Raw genomic sequence first — 21,075 nt, forward strand, 5'->3', positions numbered from 1 at the left:
CCGCCCGTCGCGACCCGGCCGGGAGTATCAGAAGTTGAACTTGTCGATGTTGTTCGCGTCGAACGTCGTCGGCGGGCCGAGGACGATCTCGCCGCTCTCGCCGATCGTGTACTCGCCGAGCTTGCCCGCCTTGAACTTCTCACCCTGCTTGCCGGTGATCTGGCCGGACTTGAGGGCGACACCCGCGTAGGCGGCGAGGTAGCCGATGTCGGCCGGGTTCCACAGCGCGAACTGCTTGACCGTGCCGTCCTTGACGAAGGCGCGCATCTGGTTCGGCGTGCCCAGCCCGGTCACCGCGACCTTGCCCTTGTAGCTCGACGTGCTGACGTACCGCGCGGCGGCCGCGATGCCGACCGTGGTCGGCGAGACGATCACCTTGAGGTTCGGGAACGACTGCAGCAGGCCCTGGGCCTCCTGGAACGACTTCTGGTCGTCGTCGTTGCCGTAGGCGATCTTGTCCAGCTTGATGTTCGCGTACTCCGGCTTGGCCAGCTCCTTCTTCAGGACCTCGATCCAGGCGTTCTGGTTGGTGGCGTTCGGCGTCGCGGACAGCACCGCGATCTCGCCCGACCCACCGGTCAGGTCCTTGGCCTGCTTGGCCAGCGCCTCGCCGATGCCCTGGGTGGTGGCCTGGTTGATGAAGACGTCGCGGCAGTCCTTCGCCGCGTCGGAGTCGAACGCGACGACCTTGATGCCGGCACTGCGGGCCTGGTTGAGCGACGGGCAGACGGCGTTCGGGTCGTTCGCGGCGATGCCGATGACGTCCTGCTGCTGCTGGATGAGCGTGTTGATGTAGCTGACCTGCGACGACGCGCTGGCGTCGTTCGGCCCGACCAGCTTGTACTCGCCCTTCAGCTCACCGAGGGCCTCCTTGCCGCCGGAGACCTCGATGTCGCTGTAGGGGTTGTTCAGCTGCTTGGGCAGGAACGCCATCTTGACGCCCTCCTTCGCCGCGGCGTTCGGGTCCGCCGCCGCGGTGGACTGCTGGCCGCCGGAACCGGCGTTGTCGTTCTTGGTCGTGCCGCTGCACGCGGCCAGGACCAGCACCAGCCCGGCCGACACTGCACCGGTGAGGAACCGTCGGGACATCTTCGTCACCTTTCCGGGGTTATCGCTTGCTGCCGACGGCGTCGCACTGCCGTGCGGGCCGAAGTCACGATGTTGGGGAGCAGGACCGACACGATCAGGAGCACACCGGTCACGATGTTGAGCGCTTCGTTCGAGACGTCCTGCAGGCGCAGGGCGTTCTGCAGCGAGGCCAGCAGGACCACCCCGGCGAGCACGCCGGGCAGGGTGCCCTTGCCGCCGAAGATGGACACCCCGCCGAGCAGCACGGCGGCGACGACGGCCAGTTCGAGGCCGAAGCCGTTGTCGGCGCGGGCACTGGAGTACCGCAGCGTCCACAGGACCCCGGCGAGACCGGCGACCGCGCCGGCCACGACGTACAGCCAGAACTTGAGCCGCCCGGTGCGGATGCCGGCGAACCGGGCCGCCTGCTCCCCCGCACCCGCCGCGAAGACACCGCGGCCGACCGGGGTCGCGTGCAGCACGACGCCGAAGATCAGGGCGACGACGACCAGCGGGATCAGCACGTTCGGGATCGGGCCGTCGCCGATGGTCCCGGTGACCCAGGTCGTGTAGTCGCGCGGGAAGTCGGCGACCGCGCCGTCGCCGAGCACGACGAACGCCAGCCCGCGGTAGAGAGCCAGGGTGCCGATCGTGACGGCGAGGGACGGCAGCTTCAGCACGGTGACGAAGAAGCCGTTCAACGCGCCGAGGACCGCGCCGAGCACGATGCAGAGCGGGATGATCGTCTCGATCGTCAGGCCCGCGTCCCACAGCGAGCCCATCACCGCCGACGTCAGGCCGAGCGTGCTCGCCACCGAGAGGTCGATCTCGCCGGTGACGATGATGAACGTCATCGGCAGCGCGACCAGCGCGATCGGGAGCAGGTCGAGCAGCAGGAAGGTGAAGTTGCGGCTGGTGCCGAAGTTCTCGACGGCGCCGGAGGCGACGATCAGGACGATGACCGTCACGAGCACGACGGCGGCGTCCCAGCTGAGCAGCCTGCCGAGCCGGTTTCCCTGGTCAGACATGGGAATCCCTCTTCTTCAGTGCCTTCGCGACCCGGACGGCGACGAGCCGGTCGGCGCCGATGGCGAGCAGGATGAGCGCCCCGACGATCGCCTGCTGCCAGAACTGGTTGATGTCGAGCACGGCCAGGGCGCTGCCGATGACGGTCAGCAGCAGCGCACCGAGGCCCGCGCCCCAGACCGAGCCGCTGCCGCCGAACACGGCGACCCCGCCGACGACGGCCGCGGCGACGACGTTGAGCTCGTAGCCGGTGCCGGCGGCCGCGTCCACGGTGCCGAACCGGGCCGCGAACAGCACCCCGGCCAGGCCGGCGAGCGCCCCGCTGACCAGGAACGCCGCGCTGGTGTTGCGGCCGACCTTGATGCCGGCCAGCTTCGCCGCCTGCGGGCTCGACCCCATCGCGTACAGCTCGCGGCCGGCGCGGTAGCTCCGCAGCACGATCCCGGCGACGACCAGCACCAGCACCGCGATGAGGACCAGCCACGGCACGCCGAGCAGCGACGCCGTGCCGAAGTCCAGGAAGGACGCCGGCAGCTTGTCGGCGTTGATCTGCCGGCCGCCGGCCCAGAAGTAGCTGACACCGCGGTAGGCGTAGAGCGTGCCCAGGGTGACGACCAGCGCGGGCACCTGGCCGAAGCGCACCAGCGCCCCGTTGAGCAGCCCGCACACGGCGCCGACGGCGAGCCCCACCAGGATGGCGACGATCACCGGCAGGCCGGGGTTGTCCTTCATCAATGAGCCGACGGCGAACGCCGACAGGCCGAGCACCGAGCCGACCGAGAGGTCGATGTTGCGGGTGATCATCACGATCGCCTGCCCGACGGCGAGCACCGCCAGGATGGCCGTGCCGAGCAGGATGTCGCGGATGCTCTGGCCCGAGAGGAACCGCGAGTTCTGCGTCGCGGTGAACGCGACCAGCACGACCAGGGCTCCCGCGATGCCGGATTCACGGGCCTTCAGCACGTTCGCGGTCCACGACCGTCGCGAGTGGACGGTGGGTTCCCCGGTCACGCGGGCCTCCTCGGTGACGGTCATGCGGCGGCCCCCTGTCCCATCGCGGCGAACATGACCGAGTCTTCGGTCGCTTCGGCGCGCGGGAGCTCGGCCACGATCCGGCCCTCCCGCATCACCAGCACGCGGTCGGCCATGCCGAGCACCTCCGGCAGTTCGGACGACACCATGACGATCGCGACGCCTTCGGCCGCCAGTGACGACATCAGCCGGTGGACCTCGGCCTTGGTGCCGACGTCGATGCCGCGCGTCGGCTCGTCCACGATCAGCACCTTCGGCGCCATCGCCAGCCACTTGGCCAGCACGACCTTCTGCTGGTTCCCGCCCGAGAGCGTGCCGACGGGGTCGCCGAGCCTGCCGTACTTGGTGCGCAGCCGTTCGGTCCAGCGCCGGGCCTCCTGGCGTTCGCTCGCGCCGGTCAGGAAACCGAGTTTGGCGAGGGCGCGCGAGCGCGGCAGCGTCACGTTCCGCTCGATCGAGAGGTCCATGATCAGGCCCTGCTGACGCCGGTCCTCGGGCACCAGGGCCATCCCGGCGGCCATCGCGGCGCGTGAGGAGTGCGGCTTGAGCTTCTTGCCGCTCACCTTCACCACACCCGCGTCCCGCTCGTCGACGCCGAAGACCGCCTGGACGACCTCGGAACGACCCGAGCCGACGAGCCCGGCGAACGCGACGATTTCGCCGGCGCGCACGGAGAAGGAGACGTCGCGGAAGACGCCCTCGCGGGCCAGGCCTTCGACCTCCAGGACGACCGCGCCGGGTTCGACGTCCTGCTTGGGGAACAGCGCGTCGAGGTCGCGGCCGACCATGCGCTTGACCATCTCCTCGACGGTGACGTCTTCGAGGGCGTCGGTGGAGACGTGCCTGCCGTCGCGCATGATCGTCACGCGCTGGCAGAGCTCGGTGATCTCCTCGAAGCGGTGGGAGATGAACATGATCGCCGCGCCTTCCTGGCGCAGCGTCCGGGCGACGCTGAAGAGCCGCTCGACCTCGACCTGGGTCAGCGCGGCGGTCGGCTCGTCCATCACCAGCACGCGCGCGTCGGCGCTGAGCGCCTTGGCGATCTCGACGATCTGCTGGTCGGCAATGGACAGTCCGCGCGCCGGGCGGGCCGGGTCGATCCGGACGCCGAGCCGGGCGAAGAGGCGCTCGGCCTCGGCGCGGATCGCCGCCCGGTCGATCCGGCCGAGGCTCTTGCGCGGGTGGCGGCCCATCACGATGTTCTCCGCGACGCTCAGGTCGGGGAACAGCGTGGGCTCCTGGTAGATCACCGCGATGCCGGCCGCCTTGGCGTCGGCGGGCGAACCGAACTCGACCGGTTCGCCGTCCAGCAGCAGCGTGCCGTCGTCGGGCTTGTGCACCCCGGCCAGCATCTTGACGATCGTGGACTTGCCGGCGCCGTTCTCCCCGACCAGCGCGTGGGCCTCCCCGGCGTCCAGGCCGAAGCTCACCCCGGCGACGGCCGCGACCGCGCCGAACGACTTCGTCACGCCACGCACCTCCAGCAGAGGGGCCCGGCCGGGGTCCTGCCGCGTCATCGCGACCTCCGGATTGAAAGGTTTCACAAATCTGGTGCGGTGAAGCTACTATGCGACGGAACGAGAAGTCAATGCATCGGCGAAGCCGTGGCCAAACGGCATCTTCACCAGCTCATACGCGGTGATGTTACGTTTCAACAGCGCTGACCCACGAGGGGGTTTCGATGGTGATCAGGGAGCCCGGTGCCGAGCCGCGGGTGGCCGGCATGAAGGAAGTCGCGGCGGCCGCCGGCGTCTCCCTCGGCACGGTGTCCAATGTGCTCAACCGGCCCGACCGGGTCAGCCCGGCGACCCGGGCCAAGGTCGAGGCCGCGATGGCCGAACTCCGCTTCGTGCGCAACGAATCCGCGCGGCAGCTGCGGGCCGGGCGCAGCCGCGTGCTGGCCTACGTGATGCTCGACGGCAGCAACCCGTTCTTCACCGACGTCGCGGCCGGCATGGAGGACGCGGCAGACGCCGCCGATCTCTCCCTGTTCCTGTGCAACAGCGCGCACCAGCCGTCGCGGGAGGCGGCCTACCTAGGGCGCCTGGAACAGCAGCGCGTCCAGGGCGTCCTCATCACGCCGGTCGACCCGGACGAGCCGCTGCTGGGCGAGATCGCCCGCCGCGGGACGCCGGTGGTCGTCGTCGACCGGACGCCCGAAGGCACCACGCACTGCTCGGTCGCGGTCGACGACGTCTACGGCGGCGAGATCGCCGTGCGGCACCTGGTCGAGCAGGGTCACGACCGGATCGCCTTCATCGGCAACCACACGACCGTCGGCCAGGTCCGCGACCGGCGGCTCGGCGCGTTGCGGGCCCTGGAAGCGGCCGGTCTCGGCCCGGACCACCTGGTCGACCTGACGACGTCGGCGCTGACCGTGGCCGACGGCCGGGGCGCGGGCGAGCGGCTGGCGGGCCTGCCGGCGTCGGTCCGCCCGACCGCCGCGTTCTGCGCCAACGACCTCGTCGCGCTCGGCCTGCTCCAGACGTGCGCGAACCTCCGCATGAGCGTCCCGGACGACCTGGCGATCGTGGGCTACGACGACATCGAGTTCGCCGCGGCGGCCGCGGTGCCCCTGACGTCGGTCCGCCAGCCGCGCCGCCGCCTGGGCCGCACGGCGGTCGAACTGCTGCTGGCGGAAACGACCGAAACCGGCCACGAACACCGGAAAGTCGTGTTCACCCCGGAACTGGTGGTGCGCGCCTCGACCCTGCGCTGAGCAACCCTCCGATCGTCGGTGACGTCTTACCGGCCACAAGCGATACCCCAGGGGGAGGTCGTCGATGGCCGACACACAGCCACGGCTGTCCCGGCGCGGGTTCCTGGCCGCCGGCGGAGCCGCGCTGCTCGGCGTCGTCGCCGGGTCGGCCGGGCACGCCGCACCCGGGCCGGACTCGGTGCGGCTGGGCGATTTCTGGCTCTTCGGGCGGTACGAGGACGGCGCCACCGAGCTCGGCTTCGACGAGATCGACCTGGCGCCGGTGCAGCTGCCCCACTGCGTGACGCCGCTTTCGTGGACCGGCTGGGACCCGGCGTCCTGGCAGGACCGGTGGATCTACCGCAAGCACTTCACCGCGGCGACGACCGAACGCCACACGGCCCGCTTCGACGGCGTCATGACCAACGCCGAGGTGCACCTCAACGGCCGGCTCGTCGCCACCCACGAAGGCGGCTACCTGCCCTTCGAGGTGGAGCTGCCGGACGTCGTGGCGGGCGACAACGTGCTCGCCGTCGTCGTCGACGGGCGGTGGGCGCTCGACGTGCCGCCCAACCTGCCGCGCGGCGACCCGTCGGTGATCGACTTCTACCAGCCGGCCGGGATCTACCGGCCCGCCACGGTCGGCGCGGTGCCGCGGGTCCAGCTGACCGACGTCTTCGCCCGGCCCGCCGACGTCCTCTCCCCCGGCCGGTCGCTGCACCTGACGTGCACGCTCGACGCGCCGGTGGCGGGCCAGGTGACCGCGTCGGTGCGGCAGGCGGGCCGCGAGCTGGCCCACGGCGCCGCGCCGATCCGGGGCACGACGGTCGAATTCGCCGTCGGCGGGCTCGACGGCGTGCGGCTGTGGGACGTCGACGATCCCGCCCTCTGCGAAGTGCTGGTGACCGTCCAGTCCGGAAAGCACGCCCTCGACCAGCGGGTGGTGCGGACCGGGTTCCGCGACGCGCGGTTCACCACCGAGGGCTTCTTCCTCAACGGCAGGCGGCTCAAGCTGTTCGGCCTCAACCGCCACCAGTGGTACCCGTTCGCCGGCGGCGCGCTGCCCGAGCGCGTCCAGCGGCGCGACGCCGAGATCCTGCGTCGCGAGCTGAACTGCACCATGGTCCGCTGCTCGCACTACCCGCAGTCGAGCGCGTTCCTCGACGCCTGCGACGAGCTGGGCCTGCTGGTGTGGGAGGAGATCCCGGGCTGGGGGCACGTCGGGGACGACGCCTGGCAGCGGCGGAACCTGGCCGACGTCGAGGGCATGGTCGTGCGCGACCGCAACCACCCGAGCATCGTCGTCTGGGGCACGCGGGTGAACGAAGCCAACGGCTCGACGGCGCTGTACCAGCGGACCGGACGGCTCGCCCGGCAGCTCGACCCGTCGCGGCCGACCAGTGGTGCGCTGGCCAGCACCACGCTCGGCCGGTTCGCCGGCAGCGACGTCGAGGTCCTGGCCTACAACGACTACACCGCCCGGCGCGGGACGCCCTTCCGGCTGCGGCCGCCGCGGCCGGGGGTGCCGTACCTGGTGACGGAGACGATCGGCACGCTCGCCGGGGCCCGCGCCTCCCGGCGCACGGACTCTTCGAGTGTCCGGCAGCAGGCGGAGCTGCACGCGAAGGCCCACGACCTGGCCGCCGCCGACGACCGCTACTGCGGGCTGCTCGCGTGGTGCGCGTTCGACTACCCGTCGGGCTGGCAGCGGTCGGTGGACGGGGTGAAGTACGCCGGGGTGTCGGACATCTTCCGGATCCCCAAGCCCGCCGCGGCCTTCTACGCCTCGCAGGTCGACCCGGCGAAGCGGGCGGTCGTCGAGCCCGGTTTCGCCTGGGACTTCACGGACCGGCCGTCCGGGCCGGGGCCGGGCGCGCCGATCTGGTCCAACTGCGAGCGGCTGCTGTTGTTCCTCGACGGCAGGCCCGCGGGCGAGGCCCGCAGCCGGCGCGCGGAGTTCCCGCACCTGCCCTACCCGCCGTTCGCGGCGGACCTGGTCGTGCCGAAGGGACGGCGGCCGGAGCTGCGCATCGACGGCTACGCGAGCGGGCGGCTGGTCGTCAGCAGGCGCTTCAGCGGCGACCGCGGGCTGGACGTGCTCGGCTGCGTGCCCGACGACCCGGAGCTGCGCGCGGACGGCGGCGACGCGACCCGCGTGGTCGTCGCGGCACTGGACCGCTACGGCACGCTGCGCGCGGGGACGACGGGCGAGGTGCGCCTGACGCTGACCGGCCCGGGCGAGCTGGTCGGCGACCCGGTGCTGGACTTCGGGGCGACAGGCGGCGCGGCGGCGGTGTGGCTGCGGCCGTTCGCCGGCCCGCCGGGCACCCTGACGCTGACCGCGCGCCACGCCAAGCTCGGCTCGGCGACCGCGACGGTCCGGCTGGTCGCGGGCCGCGTGGCGACGTCATGAAAGGGTCGTTCATGACGTCTGATGACATGAACGACCCTTTCATGACGTCTGCCACACGGGCTCAGTCGCCGGTGAGCACCGCCGCGAGCACGGCCGCCTGGCTGATCGAGGGTGAGCCGCTCGCCGTCAGGAGCGTCACCGGGCCGCCGGCGGCCAGCTCGCGCAGCCGCTGCAGGGCCGCCAGGCGGTCGGGCTCGCGCAGTTCGGCGCGGTAGCGCTCGGCGAACTCCGCGAACCGCTCCGGGTCGTGGCCGTACCAGGTGCGGAGTTCGTCGGACGGGGCCAGGCCGCGGTACCAGCCGTCCAGGACCACCGCCGTGCGGGCGGTGCCGCGGGGCCAGAGGCGTTCGACGAGCACGCGGACGCCGTCGGCGGGCCCGGCCGGGTCGGCCAGGCGCGCCACCCGGACGACCGTCGGCTGCATGCGCGCATTCTGCGTCGTGCCCGGCCGCGCCGCCACCGGAGCAGCAGCGATCCGGGACGGAAGCTGCCCGGGGCAGCGAAAAGGGCCACCACGGCGACCGTGGAGGGGTCGCCGTGGTGGTCCTACCCCCAGCTCGTGCCGCCCGCGAACGACAGCCGAATCCGCCGGGTTCCCCGGCGACCGAGCCGGCCGTGGACATCGTCGGGATAGTGTCCTGCAGCCCGGCCAGGATGGCCGACCGGGCCTGCACCAGGCTTGCAGTACGCTTGCACGCCACGATCGGGTGAGTGAGGAGAGTGACCGGGTGGAGTTCCGCGTCCTCGGCGCCGTCGAGGCGACGGCGGACGGCGCCCCGGTCGATCTCGGCTCCCGCAAGCAGCGCCTGGTCCTCGCCGTCCTGCTCCTCGACGCCGGCCGCCCGGTCGCCATGGACACCCTCGTCGACGTGCTCTGGCCCGACGATCCGCCCGCCAGCGCGCGCAACACCGTGCAGGCGCTGGTCTCCCGGCTGCGGGCGGTGTTCCGCGCCGCGGACGGCCCCGAGCTCGTCACCGAAGGGCCCGCGTACGTCCTGCGCGCCGACCCGGACACGATCGACGCCCACCGCTTCACCGCCCTCGCGCGCCGGGCTCGCGCGGCCGACGACGAAACCGCCGTCGCCCTGCTCGACGAGGCCCTCGCATTGTGGCGGGGCGACGCGCTGGCCGGTGCCGCGTCCGGCGCCGTCGCCGAGCGGCTGCTCGCCGGGCTGACCGAGGCCCGCTGGAGCGCGCTGGAAGACCGCATCGACGCCCAGCTGCGGCTCGGCCGGGGCCGGGCCGTGCTCGCCGAGCTGACGACGCTGGTCGCCGCGCACCCGCTGCGGCAACGCTTCGTCGGCCAGCTGATGCTCGCCCTGCACCGCGAAGGCCGCACCGACGCCGCCCTCGCCGCCTTCCGCGGGCTGCGCGCCCGGCTCGTCGAGCGGCTCGGGCTCGACCCGGCGCCGGAGCTGGTCCGGCTGGAAGCCGCGATCCTGGCCGCCGACCCGGCGCTGGACCCCGCCCCGGAGCCGCCGCCGGAACCGGTGCTCCCGGCGCAGCTGCCCCACGACGTCCGCGGCTTCACCGGCCGCGCCGCCGAGCTGGCCCGGCTCGACGAGCCGGCGGGCGACGGGCCCGACATCCGGGTGGTCACCGGCACCGCGGGCGTCGGCAAGACCGCGCTCGCCGTCCGCTGGGCGCACCGCGCCCGCGAGCGGTTCCCCGACGGGCAGCTCTACCTCGACCTGCGCGGGTTCGACCCGGAGCACGAGCCGCTCACCCCGGCCGTCGCGGCCGCGCAGCTGCTGCGGGCGCTGGGCACCGACCCACGGGCGATCCCGCCGGACGCGGACGGCCGCACGGCGCTGTGGCGCTCGCTGCTGGCCGACCGGCGCGTGCTGGTCCTGCTCGACAACGCCCGCGACGGCGCCCAGGTGACACCGCTGCTGCCGTCGTCGGGCACGGTGCTGATCACCAGCCGCCAGCGGCTCGGCGACCTCATCGCCCGCACCGGCGCGCGGGCGGTGCCGCTGTCGGTGCTGCCCGCCGAGGATTCCCGGCAGCTGCTGGAAACCGTGCTCGGGCCACCCGCGGTCGCCGCCGAGCCGGCCGCGGCGGCGGAGCTCGCCCGGCTGTGCGGGCACCTCCCGCTGGCTCTGCGGCTGGCCGCGGCCAACCTCGGCGAGGTCTCCGGCATCGCCGAGCTGGCCCGCGAACTCGCCGACGGCGATCCGCTCGCCGGGCTGAGCGTCGACGGCGCCGAAGAAAGCGCTGTCACGACGGCGTTCTCCGTGTCGTACCGGGCCCTGCCCGCCGCGCACCGCCTGCTGTTCCGGCGGCTCGCGCTGGTGCCGGGCCAGACGTTCACCGCCCCGGTCGCCGCCCGGCTCGCGGCGATCGCCGACGGCCCGGCCGGCCGGCAGCTCAAGGCCCTCGCGGCGGCCAACCTCGTCGAACGGCACCTGCCCGGCCGCTACCGCTTCCACGACCTGCTGCGCAGCTACGCGGGCGGCCGGGTCGCGGCCGACGACCCCGCCGCCGACGCGGAGGCGGCGCGGCGGCGGCTGTTCGACCACTACCTCGCCACGGCCGACGCGGCGGGCCGGCTGCTGATCCCGCACTTCCTCCGGCTCCCCCGGCCCGAGCCGGACAAGGCGTTCGAAGGCACCGAAGACGCGCTCGCCTGGCTGGACACGGAGTGGCCGAACCTCGCCGCCGCCGTCGAGCACGCGGCGGCGCACGGCCCGCGCGAGTACGCGTGGCACCTGGCCGACGCGCTGCGGGCGTTCTTCCACCACCGCGGCCACCACACGGAGTGGATCGACACCGCGACGACGGCGCTCGAGGCCGCGCTGGCCGCCGGTGACCGCCAGGCCCAGGCGGCGATGCGGCTGTCGATCGCGCTCGCCGGGGTCAACAGCGGCCGGTACGCCGACGCCCGCCACCACCTGACGACGGTCCTGGCCGACGGCCTGGCGGCGGAGTGGCCGGCCGGCCGCGCCGCGGCGCTCAACAACCTCAGCGCCGTGCTGCAGCGCCTCGGCGACGCGCGCGAGGCGATCGCGTGCGGCTCGGAAGCGTTGGAACTGTGCGAAGCGGCCGCCATGCCGGGCATCACGATGGCCTTGGCGAACCTCGGGTTCGCCTGCGGCCAGGTGGGCGACTTCGACGCCGCCCTCGGCCACTTCGCCCGGGCACTGGAGATCGCCGAACGCGACGGCGCGCGGTTCAGCGTGGCGGTGCTGCTGGTCGACCTCGGGCACGTCCACCGCGACCTCGGGAACGCCGCCGCGGCCGAGTTCTACCAGCGGGCACTGGCCGCCAACCGGGAACTCGGCTACCAGTACGGCGAAGCCGCCGCGCTCTCCGGCCGCGCGGTCATGGAGGCCCGGGCGGGCGACGGCAGCAGGGCCTTGGCCGACGCGGCCGAAGCGGTGGAGCTGACCCGCCGCATCGGCGACCGCGGCACCGAGGCGTCGGCACTGGCCGCGCTCGGCGAGGTCTGCCTCCGGCTGGACCGGGCCGAGGACGCGGTGTCGCCGTTGACCGCGGCGTTGGACATCGCCCGCGAGACGAGCTTCACGTGGTGCGAGGCCGCGGCGCTGACCGGTCTCGCCGAAGCGGCGCTCGCCGCGGGTGACGCCGAAGCGGCGCGCACCCACGGCGAAGCGGCGGTCAAGCTGGCCGCCCAGGCGGGCTACCGGCCTTTGGAGACCCGGGCGGCACGGGTCCTCGAGCCCTCGTGAGTGGCAGACCACTCAGCAGGTGGCCGGGGCCGAGCACTTGGCGCGGGCCAGGATGGTGCTGAAGTTGTCCTGGTAGGCCGCGCTGATCCCGGCGTTCTCCACCTTGATCAGGATTTCGTCGTTGTCGCGCAGGGCCGCGCCGGAGATGTTGTGCGAGCCGGTGAAGACGAGCTGCCGGCCGGCCTTCTCGCTGTAGTTGCCCGTGTAGAGCATGTACTTCGAGTGCACGGTGATCTCGCGGTCGTTCACGGTCGTGTTGAACTTCTTGAGCGTGATGTTCGCCTTGCCCTTGAGGGCGGCGAGGGCCGCGGTGCCCATGTCGTCGTAGACGATCCTGACCTTGCAGCCCAGCTTCGCGATGCGGGCCAGCTCGGTGACGACCGGGGTGCGCGAGTCGGCGATGTTGGCCTGCACGACGTTGAGCGAGCAGCCGGCTTCGTACTTGGTGATGTACTTCAGCAGCTGCGCCCACGTGTCGGTGGCGAACTCCTCGGACGTGCCGCCGCCGGAGTCGGCGCGCGGCGAGAGGTAGCTGGTGACCATCGTGGTCAGCGTCTTGTGGTAGCCGGCGTCGGCGAAGTAGTTGTTGTTCTTCTTCTGCGCCAGCATCTTCTGCATGTGCCCGAGGTAGAAGCCGTACAGGTCGGCGTCGCCGTGGGTGAGCAGGGCGTTGTTGAACATGTTGCCCTGCACGGTGGTCAGGTTGTGCGAGCCGATGACGACGACGTTCTTCTTGCCCTCGGTCTCCGAGAACATCCACAGCTTGTCGTGGTTGATCGAGTGCGGGCTGCCGTCGTGGGCGATGCAGCCGGTGTTGAGGCCGCCGGTGCCGCAGAAGACCAGCTGGGTGAGCCCGGCGGACTTGAGGATCGGCATCGCGGTGTTGGCGGGGTCGTCGTCCGCGGCGCCGTCGAGGGCGATCCGCACCTTGACGCCGCGGGCCTGCGCCGCCTTGATCGCCTCGGCGAACGCCGGCCGCGTCCAGCTGAACAGCGAGACGTGGATCTCCGCGCCGGCCGGGGTGCCGTTGGCCAGCTGGACCAGCCGCGTTTCGATCGCGTGGTCGCGGTCGCCGTTTTCGGGCGGGTTGTTGAAGATCGCTTCCATGCCGGTCGCGTCGGCGGCCACCGCGGCCGGCGCCGCGTGCGCGACGCCGCTGCCGGCCAGCGCGAGCAGCGCGCCGACGGCCACGGTGAGCGCCTTGAACTTGGGGGCCATGTCTTCCTCCTGTCGGATGGCCCCAAGCTCGCAATCCGGCGTACAAGATCCGTACACCCGGACGTTGCCGGACATACCCGACGAAGCGCCGCCGGAACCCGACTCTCGGCGGGTTCCGCCCATCCGGGCCGAAGAGGACGCTTCTCCTGGCTCCCACGGGCGGAGCCGGGAAAGGACGACCTCCATGAGATCGAGGGTGCTTCCTGCCGTGCTCGGCGTCGCCATCGGCCTGCTGGGCACCGTCGCCGTCGCCACGCCGGCCCAGGCCGCCGCGGTGTGCGGCGACCAGCTCGTCGGCAACGGCGGGTTCGAGAGCGGCACCACGCCGTGGACCCAGACCAGCAGCGTGATCACCGCGGCCACCACGGCGCAACCCGCGCACGGCGGGACGATGCTCGCCCGGCTGGACGGCACCGGCAGCACGCACACCGACACCCTGTCCCAGTCCCTGACGCTCCCGGCGGGCTGCGCGTCGGCGACGCTGTCGTGGTGGCAGCACATCGACACCAAGGAGACGACCACCAGCACGAAGTACGACAAGCTCGTCGTGCAGGCGGGCTCCGACACCCTGGCGAGCTATTCGAACCTGGACAAGAACACCGGCTACGTCCAGCGCACCGTCGACGTCTCCCGCTACCTCGGCCGGACGGTGACGCTGAAGATCACCGGCACCGAGGATTCCAGCCTGGCCACCAACTTCGTCCTCGACGACTTCTCTCTGACCACCGCGGGGTCCGCGCAGTCTCCGGTCGTGACCTCACCTGGCGCCCAGACCGGCGCGGTCGGTCAGGCCGCGTCGCTGCAGATCCAGGCGAGCGACCCGCAGGGCGACGCGCTCACCTACAGCGCCACCGGCCTGCCCACGGGACTCGCGATCGGCGCGAGCACGGGCAAGATCACCGGCACGCCGACGACCGCGGGCACGTCCTCGGTGACCGTGACGGCGACGGACCCGGCAGGCAACAGCGGCAGCGCCACCTTCACGTGGACGATCTCGGCCGCGCCCGCCGACTCGGCCCGCACGCCGATCAACCCCGCCTACACGGTGAACCTGACGTCGAACACGGCGGGCGACACGTGGACCGGGCACCAGAGTGTCAGCTTCACCAACAGCTCGGCGACCGCGCTGCCCGAGGTGTACCTGCGGCTCTGGGACAACTACCACGGCGCCTGCCCGACGACGCCGATCACGGTCACGAACGTCACCGGCGGCACGCCGTCCGCGCTGAGCGTGAACTGCACGGCCATGAAGATCACGCTGCCCGCTCCCCTGGCCCAGGGCCAGTCGGCGACCATCGGCTTCGACCTGAAGATCGTGGTGCCCAGCGGCGCCGACCGGTTCGGCCACGACGGCGCCTACAACATGATCGGCAACGCACTGCCGGTGCTCGCGGTCCGCGACGGCGCGGGCTGGCACCTCGACCCGTACACGAACAACGGCGAGTCGTTCTACACGGTGATCGGCGACTTCGACGTCACGCTCGTGCACCCGGCGTCGCTGCTCACCCCGGCCACCGGCACGTCGACCGAGACGACCAGCGGCACGACGACCACCACGCACGCGGTGGCGGCGAAGGTCCGCGACTTCGCCTGGGCCGCCGGGCCGTTCGCGAAGATCAGCACGACGTCCGGCAAGGGCGTGCGGGTCAACGTCTACTCGGTCAGCGGGATTTCGACGAGCAGCGCGAACTCGATGCTGTCGCTGGCCGCGGACTCCGTCGACGTCCACTCGGGCCGCTTCGGCGACTACCCGTACGGCGAGCTGGACGTGGTGCTGGACAACAACTTCTGGTTCGGCGGCATGGAGTACCCCGGCTTCGTGCTCGACCTGGTGTCGAACGTGGCGCTGCCGCACGAGATCGCCCACCAGTGGTTCTACGGGATCGTCGGTGACGACGAGTACACCTCCCCGTGGCTGGACGAGAGCTTCACCGACTACGCCACCGACCTCTACCGCGGCATCACCGGCAGCGGCTGCGGCATCACGTGGCAGTCGAGCGCGGAGAAGCTGACCAACTCGATGGCCTACTGGGACGCGCATTCGTCCCGGTACTCGACGGTGGTCTACAACTACGGCAAGTGCACCCTGCACGACCTGCGGCGGCTGATCGGCGACACGGCGATGGCGAACCTGCTGAAGTCGTACGCGCAGTCGCACTGGTACGGCGTGTCGACCACGGCGGAGTTCAAGGCCGCGGCGCAGGCGGCCGCCGGCTCGACCGACCTCACGTCGTTCTGGGCCGCGCACCGCGTCGAGGGGTAAACCGGTTGGTGTTCCCCGTCCGCGTCCGCCACTGTGGGGACGTGGACGGGGAACGGCTTTTCTGCGACGTCGGTCTGGCAGAGCGCATCGAACGCGCGGAGGTGCGGTTCGTCGCCGACTGCTGCGACGCGACCCGGGCGCGGGTCGGGGGTGCTCGCGGCTTCACGCGCCCGCTCGCCGGCGGTGTCGCGACCTTCGCCGAGCCCGACTCGCCGTTCAACAAGGTCGCCGGCCTGGGCTTCGGGGGCTTGCCCGAAAACCTCGACGAGGTCGAAGCCGCCTTCGCCGAGCTGGGCGCACCAGTACAAGTTGAGCTTTCCCAGCTCGCCGAGGCCGGTATGGGCGCGTTCTTCACCGAGCGCGGCTACCGCCTCGAGTCCTACGAGAACGTGCTCGGGCGGCGGCTCGGTGGCACCGAGTTCCCCACGGACGTCCGGCCGGTCCGGGACGACGAGCTGGAGACCTGGCTGTCCGCGATGGCCGACGCGTCCTCGGTCGCCGACGACCAGGGCCTGCCCTCGAACGAGCACTTCCCCCGCGAGCTCCTCCGGAACGCGCTGCGGGACATGGCCGGGGTCCGGCGGTACCTCGCGGAGCGGGACGGCGAGTTCGCGGGCGGCGCGTGCATCCGGGTGACCGACGGCATCGCGCAGTTCGGCGGCGCGGCGACCCTGCCCGCCCACCGGCGCCGCGGCGTCCAGAGCGCGTTGCTGCGGGCCCGGCTCGCGGCGGCCGCCGAAGCCGGGTGCGAACTCGCCGTCGTCACCACGCAGCCCGGGTCGAAGTCGCACCAGAACGCGCAGCGGCAGGGGTTCGACCTGCTCTACGCGCGGGCGATCCTGGTGAAGGGCACCTCCGCGACGAGGTCTTCCGGGGCGGAGAGCCGCCAGGCCTCGTAGAGGAGCTCGGCGAGTTCGTCGGCGTCGATCCCGTCGAGGTGGACAACGACCCAGCCGAAGCCGCCTGCGGTGAACTGCACCTCGAAGACGTCCGGCCGCTCCGAGACCAGCGCGAGCTGCTCGGACACCGTCTGCTTGAGGCCGACGGTCCGGGTCCGCGGCCAGAAGTAGCCGAACCGCTTGCCGCGCACGCTGAACGCCGAGTAGTCGCGCGCTTCCGAACGCTGGACCTCCGCCAGCGTCCCGAGCAGCTGTTCGAACTTCTTGACCTGCACCGTCACCGTCGGCTCCCCCTGTCTCCGGCGACCACCGTAGCGCGCCGGTACCGTGCGGGACATGACCGAGTCCGGAGAGGGTCGCGACGTCGTCGTCAAGCGGGGGCACGCTCCCGGCGCGACGGCGGCCGAAGTCGCGGGCCTGCGCTGGCTGGCCGCGGCCGGCACGGTCCCGGTCCCCACCGTGCGCAGGCACGACGAGGAGCGGCTCGTCATCGACCGCGTCCCGGCGGGGCGTCCGTCGGCCGCGGCGGCGGAACGCTTCGGCCGCGGGCTGGCCGGGGTGCACGCCGCCGGCGCCCCGGCGTTCGGCGCGCCGCCGCCGGACGGGCTCGCCGACGCCTGGATCGGCCGGGCGCCGATGACCAACGTCCCCGCCGGGGACTGGGCGTCCTGGTACGCGGCCGACCGGGTGCTGCCCTACGTCCGGCTGGCGGTGGACGCCGGGACGTTCGGGCCGGCCGAAGCGACGGTGTTCGAGCGGGCCTGCACGCGGATCCCGGCTTCGGCCGAGCCGCCCGCGCGGCTGCACGGCGACCTCTGGACCGGCAACGTCCTGTGGGACGGGCGCGAGGCGTGGCTGATCGACCCGGCCGCCCACGGCGGGCACCGCGAGACGGACCTGGCGATGCTGCGGCTGTTCGGCTGCCCGCACCTCGACCACGTCCTCGGCGCGTACCGGGAAGCCAGTCCCCTCGCCGACGGCTGGCGCGACCGCGTCGGGCTGCACCAGCTGTTCCCGCTGCTGGTCCACACGGTCCTGTTCGGACAGTCCTATGCGGACCAGGCGCTGGCGGCGGCCCGCTCGTTCTAGCAGCGGTCCAGCATGGTTTCCAGCGCCTTCTTCTCCGGGACGGTGATCGTCAGGCCGTAGTTGCGCTTGACGACGATCCAGTCGGTGGCGTACGCGCACCAGTACGACACCAGCGGCGGCTTCCACGCGTCCGGGGCCTTGTCGCTCTTCTGCACGTTGAGGTTGTCGGTGACCGCCTTCAGCTGCGGGCGGACGAGGTCGTTGGCGAACTGCTCACGCCGTTCCCGCGTCCAGCTCTTCGCGCCGCTGACCCAGGCCTGCCCGAGCGGGACCATGTGGTCGATGTCCACATCGGACGCCTTGTGCCAGGTCTCGCCGTCGTAGGGGCTGACCCAGGTGCCGGACTTCGCGGCGCACTGCGCGTCGGTCTGGACGTCCTTGCCGTCGCGCTTGAGCACCTCCTCGCGGACGTCGCAGTTCGCGTCGACCTTGTCCCAGTGCGGGAACTCGTCGCGGCTGTAGCCGTCCATGGTCCCCCGGACGGCGACCTTGAGCGCCGCCAGCTCGGTCCGGGCCTCGCCGGGCGACACCCGCGGGGCGGCGACCGTTCCCGGGCCCTGCGTCACGGGCCCGGCACCGGACGCGAGCTCGTCGGCGAGCTTGCAGCCGGTGAGGGAGGAACCGGCGAGGACGGCGAGCAGGACAAGCGCTCGGGCACGCGGCATCGTGAACCCCTTTCACGTCTACCGGGAAGTGCCCAGCGGACGCCCCGGGGAAACGGTGCAGGCGTGTCAGCTGGCGCGAAACGATCGTGGCAGGTCACGAGCCGTGAAAGACCTGGTTGACGAACACGGCGGCCACCACCCCGGCGGCGACGAGCACGGTGAGCACGAAGAGCAGGACCCACGGAACCTGCCGGATGGGCCGCTGCCGGGGAAAGACGACCGCCCGCGCCGACGGAGTCCACGCGACGGGCTCGTCTTCGACCGGCGCCGGCGCGGGTTCCGTGGGCACGGGCACGACGGCGGGCAGTTCGGGCAGCCGGTCGAGCACCGGGAGCCGGGCGGGAAACCCGTCGGCGATGAGGGCGGCCCGGGGTGGGGCGAGGTGCGCCAGCGAGAGGGCGTAGCAGGCGTCGAGGACGTCATCGGCGGACCAGACGGTCCGCCACCGGTTGTGCTGGGCGATGATCCGCCGCAACCCGCGAGGATCGGCGAGGACGACGGCCACGCCGGCCACGGGTTTCGGCTCGGGCCAGTGCAGGGCCGGTGGGCCGGGCGGCGGCGCGGGGGCTGGGGCGGCGGGGCCTCCGGGAAGGATCGCGCGCTGGCTGGGCGACTTCGGCGCCGGTTCGTTCGGCCGCTCCGCCTCGCTTCCCGAGGCGGCATCAGCGGGACCCGCCACCTCCGGCCCGCCCGCCGCCACAGCCGCCCACTCACCCAACCGCAGGTCCCGCTCCCCCGCGGCGTCGCCCCGCCGTTCCGCCGGCGGGACCACCGCGACCAGGCCCGTCACATGCCGGCCCCCCTCGTGGCCGGCCAACGCTCCGCGTGCCGCCGCGACTGCCAGGCCCGTCCGGTCGCCCGGGCCCGGCCACTCCGCCGGGCCGGGCTCGTGGGCCGCTATCACCACCACTCCGCAGCGGGTGAACACCAGGGCGTCCACGAACCGCGGCCCCAGCCTGCTCGGCAACGCGATGCCCGCCAGTGCCAGCCCCGTCAGGTGGTTCGGGCCCGGGCCCCACGAGCGCAGCACCCGCTCCAGGTGCTCGGCCGCCGCCGGGCGGGGGCGGCTTTCCTCGGTGTGCTGGCGGGCCACGAGCACGCCGGTCACCTCCCACGACGAGACGCGAGCACTCCCTCGAAGGTAGGAGGCAACCCCGCCACGCCCCAGCAGCCGAACGAGTGGTCGATCACCACCGTGTGTAGCCGGCAGCTATGGCCGCGGGGTGTTGCGCAGGTTGGCGCGGGCCAGGTCGACCATCTTGCCGACGCCGCCGTTGAGCACCGTCTTCGTCGCGCCCAGCGCGAAGCCGCGCACCATCTCGCCGGTGATGCGCGGCGGGATCGACAGCGCGTTCGGGTCGGTCACCACCTCGACCACCGCCGGGCCGGGGTGGGCGAACGCCTTCTCCAGCGCGCCGCGGACGTCGGCCGGGTCCTCGACGCGCTCGGCGAACACGCCGCAGGCGGCCGCGATCGCCGCGAAGTTCACCGGGGCGTGGTCGGTGCCGAAGTCCGGCAGGCCGTCGACGAGCATCTCCAGCTTCACCATGCCCAGCGTGGCGTTGTTGAACACCACCACCTTCACCGGGACGTCGTAGGCCGGCAGCGTCAGCAGGTCGCCCATCAGCATGGCCAGCCCGCCGTCGCCCGAGAGGGACACGACCTGGCGGCCCGGCTGGGACAGCTGGGCGCCGATGGCGTGCGGCAGCGCGTTCGCCATGCTGCCGTGCCGGAACGAGCCCAGCACGCGGCGGCGGCCGTTCGGCGTCAGGTAGCGCGCGGCCCAGACGTTGCCCATGCCGGTGTCCACAGTGAACACCGCGTCGTCGGCGGCGACCTCGTCGAGCACCGAAGCCACGTACTCCGGGTGGATCGGGCGCCGGTGCTCGATCTTCGTCGTGTAGGCGCCGACGACCTTCTCCAGCTTCCGCACGTGCTCGCGCAGCATCCGGTCGAGGAACGCGCGGTCGGTGCGCGGGCGCAGCAGCGGCAGCAGGGCGCGCAGCGTCTCGCGCACGTCGCCGTGCACGGCCAGGTCCAGCGGCGTACGACGGCCGAGGCGCGACGCGTCGTGGTCGACCTGGATCGTGTGCGCCTGCGGGAGGAAGTTGTCGTACGGGAAGTCGGTGCCCAGCAGCACGATCCGGTCGGCCTCGTGCATCGCGTCGTAGCAGGCGCCGTAGCCGAGCAGGCCGCTCATGCCGACGTCGAACGGGTTGTCGTACTGGATCCACTCCTTGCCGCCGAGCGAGTGCCCGACCGGCGCGGCGAGCGTCTCCGCCAGCGCCATGACCTCGTCGTGCGCGCCTCGGACGCCCGCGCCGGCGAAGAGCATCACCTTCTCACCGGAGTTCAGCAGGTCGGCGAGGTCCCGGACGGTCTCCGGAGCAGGCACCGCGGGCGACGGCGTCACCAGCGGGAGCCGTTCGGTGAGCGGCCCGGTGGCCTTGCGGTCGGCGAGGTCGCCCGGGATGGTCAGCACCGCGACGCCGCCCTTGCCGACGGCGGCCTGCGTGGCGATCCGCAGCAGGCGCGGCAGCTGCGCCGGGTCCGCCACCACCTCGCTGAAGTGGCTGCACTCGGCGAAGAGCCGGTCGGGGTGGGTCTCCTGGAAGAAGCCGGCGCCGATCTGGTTCGACGGGATGTGCGACGCGATGGCCAGCACCGGCGCGCCCGAGCGGTGCGCGTCGAACAGGCCGTTGATCAGGTGCAGGTTGCCCGGCCCGCAGCTGCCCGCGCAGACGGCGAGCTTGCCGGTGACCTGGGCTTCGGCCGCCGCGGCGAAGGCGGCGGTCTCCTCGTGGCGGACGTGCACCCACTCGATGCCGTCGGTGCGGCGGACCGCGTCGACGATCGGGTTCAGGCTGTCCCCGACGATGCCGTAGATGCGCTCGACCCCGGCGTCGCGCAGGGTCCTGACCAGTTGTTCTGCCACGGTAGCCATACCTCCAGCGTGGCGCGCGACGATCGATGCGTCCAATGCCTGATTGGGGGAAAATCCATACACTGAGG

General features: G+C 72.5%; 16 protein-coding genes. 6 read left to right on the forward strand and 10 right to left on the reverse strand.

Translation table 11 applies throughout. The annotated features are described in order from the left end of the window. Nucleotides 1–27: 27 nt before the first annotated feature. Genes rhaS through BLW76_RS26800 form a run of 4 tightly spaced genes read right to left on the reverse strand, consistent with a single transcriptional unit; the run spans nucleotide 28 to nucleotide 4,643 of the window. Nucleotides 28–1,089, reverse strand: coding sequence for a rhamnose ABC transporter substrate-binding protein (gene rhaS / locus BLW76_RS26785; RefSeq protein ID WP_091319936.1), 1,062 nt, complete (start codon nucleotides 1,087–1,089; stop codon nucleotides 28–30). Nucleotides 1,090–1,094: 5 nt separating this feature from the next. Further along, nucleotides 1,095–2,096, reverse strand: coding sequence for an ABC transporter permease (locus BLW76_RS26790; protein WP_091312188.1), 1,002 nt, complete (start codon nucleotides 2,094–2,096; stop codon nucleotides 1,095–1,097). Further along, complete coding sequence (locus BLW76_RS26795) at nucleotides 2,089–3,129, reverse strand: ABC transporter permease (RefSeq protein ID WP_091312191.1); 1,041 nt, start codon at nucleotides 3,127–3,129, stop codon at nucleotides 2,089–2,091. Before BLW76_RS26795 ends, BLW76_RS26790 begins: the two co-directional genes overlap by 8 nt. Then, nucleotides 3,126–4,643, reverse strand: coding sequence for a sugar ABC transporter ATP-binding protein (locus tag BLW76_RS26800; protein WP_091312192.1), 1,518 nt, complete (start codon nucleotides 4,641–4,643; stop codon nucleotides 3,126–3,128). Before BLW76_RS26800 ends, BLW76_RS26795 begins: the two co-directional genes overlap by 4 nt. A gap of 164 nt (nucleotides 4,644–4,807) precedes the next feature. Between BLW76_RS26800 and BLW76_RS26805 the strand changes: the two genes are divergently transcribed. Then, nucleotides 4,808–5,845, forward strand: a complete 1,038-nt coding sequence (locus tag BLW76_RS26805; RefSeq protein ID WP_091312195.1) for a LacI family DNA-binding transcriptional regulator — start codon at nucleotides 4,808–4,810, stop codon at nucleotides 5,843–5,845. A 64-nt stretch (nucleotides 5,846–5,909) separates the two neighbouring features. After that, nucleotides 5,910–8,237 (forward strand): glycoside hydrolase family 2 protein, encoded by a 2,328-nt coding sequence (locus tag BLW76_RS26810; RefSeq protein ID WP_091312197.1) that lies wholly within the window; start codon nucleotides 5,910–5,912, stop codon nucleotides 8,235–8,237. Nucleotides 8,238–8,298: 61 nt separating this feature from the next. On the opposite strand, the gene BLW76_RS26815 is transcribed toward BLW76_RS26810, so the two are convergent. Next, nucleotides 8,299–8,661 (reverse strand): DUF488 domain-containing protein, encoded by a 363-nt coding sequence (locus tag BLW76_RS26815; RefSeq protein ID WP_091319937.1) that lies wholly within the window; start codon nucleotides 8,659–8,661, stop codon nucleotides 8,299–8,301. A gap of 304 nt (nucleotides 8,662–8,965) precedes the next feature. Here BLW76_RS26815 and BLW76_RS26820 point away from each other — a divergent pair, with 304 nt between their 5' ends. Further along, entirely contained in the window at nucleotides 8,966–11,929 is a 2,964-nt protein-coding gene (locus BLW76_RS26820) for an AfsR/SARP family transcriptional regulator (RefSeq protein ID WP_091312199.1), read from the forward strand. A gap of 12 nt (nucleotides 11,930–11,941) precedes the next feature. On the opposite strand, the gene BLW76_RS26825 is transcribed toward BLW76_RS26820, so the two are convergent. Next, entirely contained in the window at nucleotides 11,942–13,147 is a 1,206-nt protein-coding gene (locus BLW76_RS26825) for a phospholipase D-like domain-containing protein (RefSeq protein ID WP_091312202.1), read from the reverse strand. 196 nt (nucleotides 13,148–13,343) lie between these two features. Here BLW76_RS26825 and BLW76_RS26830 point away from each other — a divergent pair, with 196 nt between their 5' ends. Both BLW76_RS26830 and BLW76_RS26835 read left to right on the forward strand, forming a co-directional pair. Next, nucleotides 13,344–15,410: a putative Ig domain-containing protein gene (locus tag BLW76_RS26830; RefSeq protein WP_091312203.1), complete on the forward strand. Its 2,067-nt coding sequence runs from the start codon at nucleotides 13,344–13,346 to the stop codon at nucleotides 15,408–15,410. Nucleotides 15,411–15,451: 41 nt separating this feature from the next. Beyond that, a complete protein-coding gene (locus BLW76_RS26835) occupies nucleotides 15,452–16,309 on the forward strand; it encodes a GNAT family N-acetyltransferase (RefSeq protein ID WP_091312206.1) in 858 nt (285 codons plus the stop codon). On the opposite strand, the gene BLW76_RS26840 is transcribed toward BLW76_RS26835, so the two are convergent. Next, on the reverse strand, nucleotides 16,234–16,590 hold the full coding sequence (locus BLW76_RS26840) for an MmcQ/YjbR family DNA-binding protein (protein WP_091312209.1): 357 nt from the start codon (nucleotides 16,588–16,590) through the stop codon (nucleotides 16,234–16,236). The two genes, BLW76_RS26835 and BLW76_RS26840, sit on opposite strands and share 76 nt — an antisense overlap. Nucleotides 16,591–16,645: 55 nt before the next feature. Between BLW76_RS26840 and BLW76_RS26845 the strand changes: the two genes are divergently transcribed. Then, the gene (locus BLW76_RS26845) at nucleotides 16,646–17,398 is read left to right on the forward strand and encodes a fructosamine kinase family protein (protein ID WP_091312212.1); all 753 of its coding nucleotides are present in this window, start codon (nucleotides 16,646–16,648) and stop codon (nucleotides 17,396–17,398) included. On the opposite strand, the gene BLW76_RS26850 is transcribed toward BLW76_RS26845, so the two are convergent. From BLW76_RS26850 to BLW76_RS26860, 3 genes are all read right to left on the reverse strand, one after another. Further along, on the reverse strand, nucleotides 17,395–18,063 hold the full coding sequence (locus BLW76_RS26850; RefSeq protein ID WP_091312215.1) for an HNH endonuclease family protein: 669 nt from the start codon (nucleotides 18,061–18,063) through the stop codon (nucleotides 17,395–17,397). The genes BLW76_RS26845 and BLW76_RS26850 overlap by 4 nt on opposite strands. 94 nt (nucleotides 18,064–18,157) lie before the next feature. Continuing rightward, complete coding sequence (locus tag BLW76_RS26855; RefSeq protein WP_244170320.1) at nucleotides 18,158–19,162, reverse strand: hypothetical protein; 1,005 nt, start codon at nucleotides 19,160–19,162, stop codon at nucleotides 18,158–18,160. A gap of 111 nt (nucleotides 19,163–19,273) precedes the next feature. Further along, the gene (locus BLW76_RS26860) at nucleotides 19,274–21,007 is read right to left on the reverse strand and encodes a pyruvate dehydrogenase (RefSeq protein ID WP_091312220.1); all 1,734 of its coding nucleotides are present in this window, start codon (nucleotides 21,005–21,007) and stop codon (nucleotides 19,274–19,276) included. Between the last annotated feature and the right edge of the window lie 68 nt (nucleotides 21,008–21,075).

The organism is Amycolatopsis tolypomycina, assembly GCF_900105945.1.
Taxonomy (GTDB): Bacteria; Actinomycetota; Actinomycetes; order Mycobacteriales; family Pseudonocardiaceae; genus Amycolatopsis; species Amycolatopsis tolypomycina.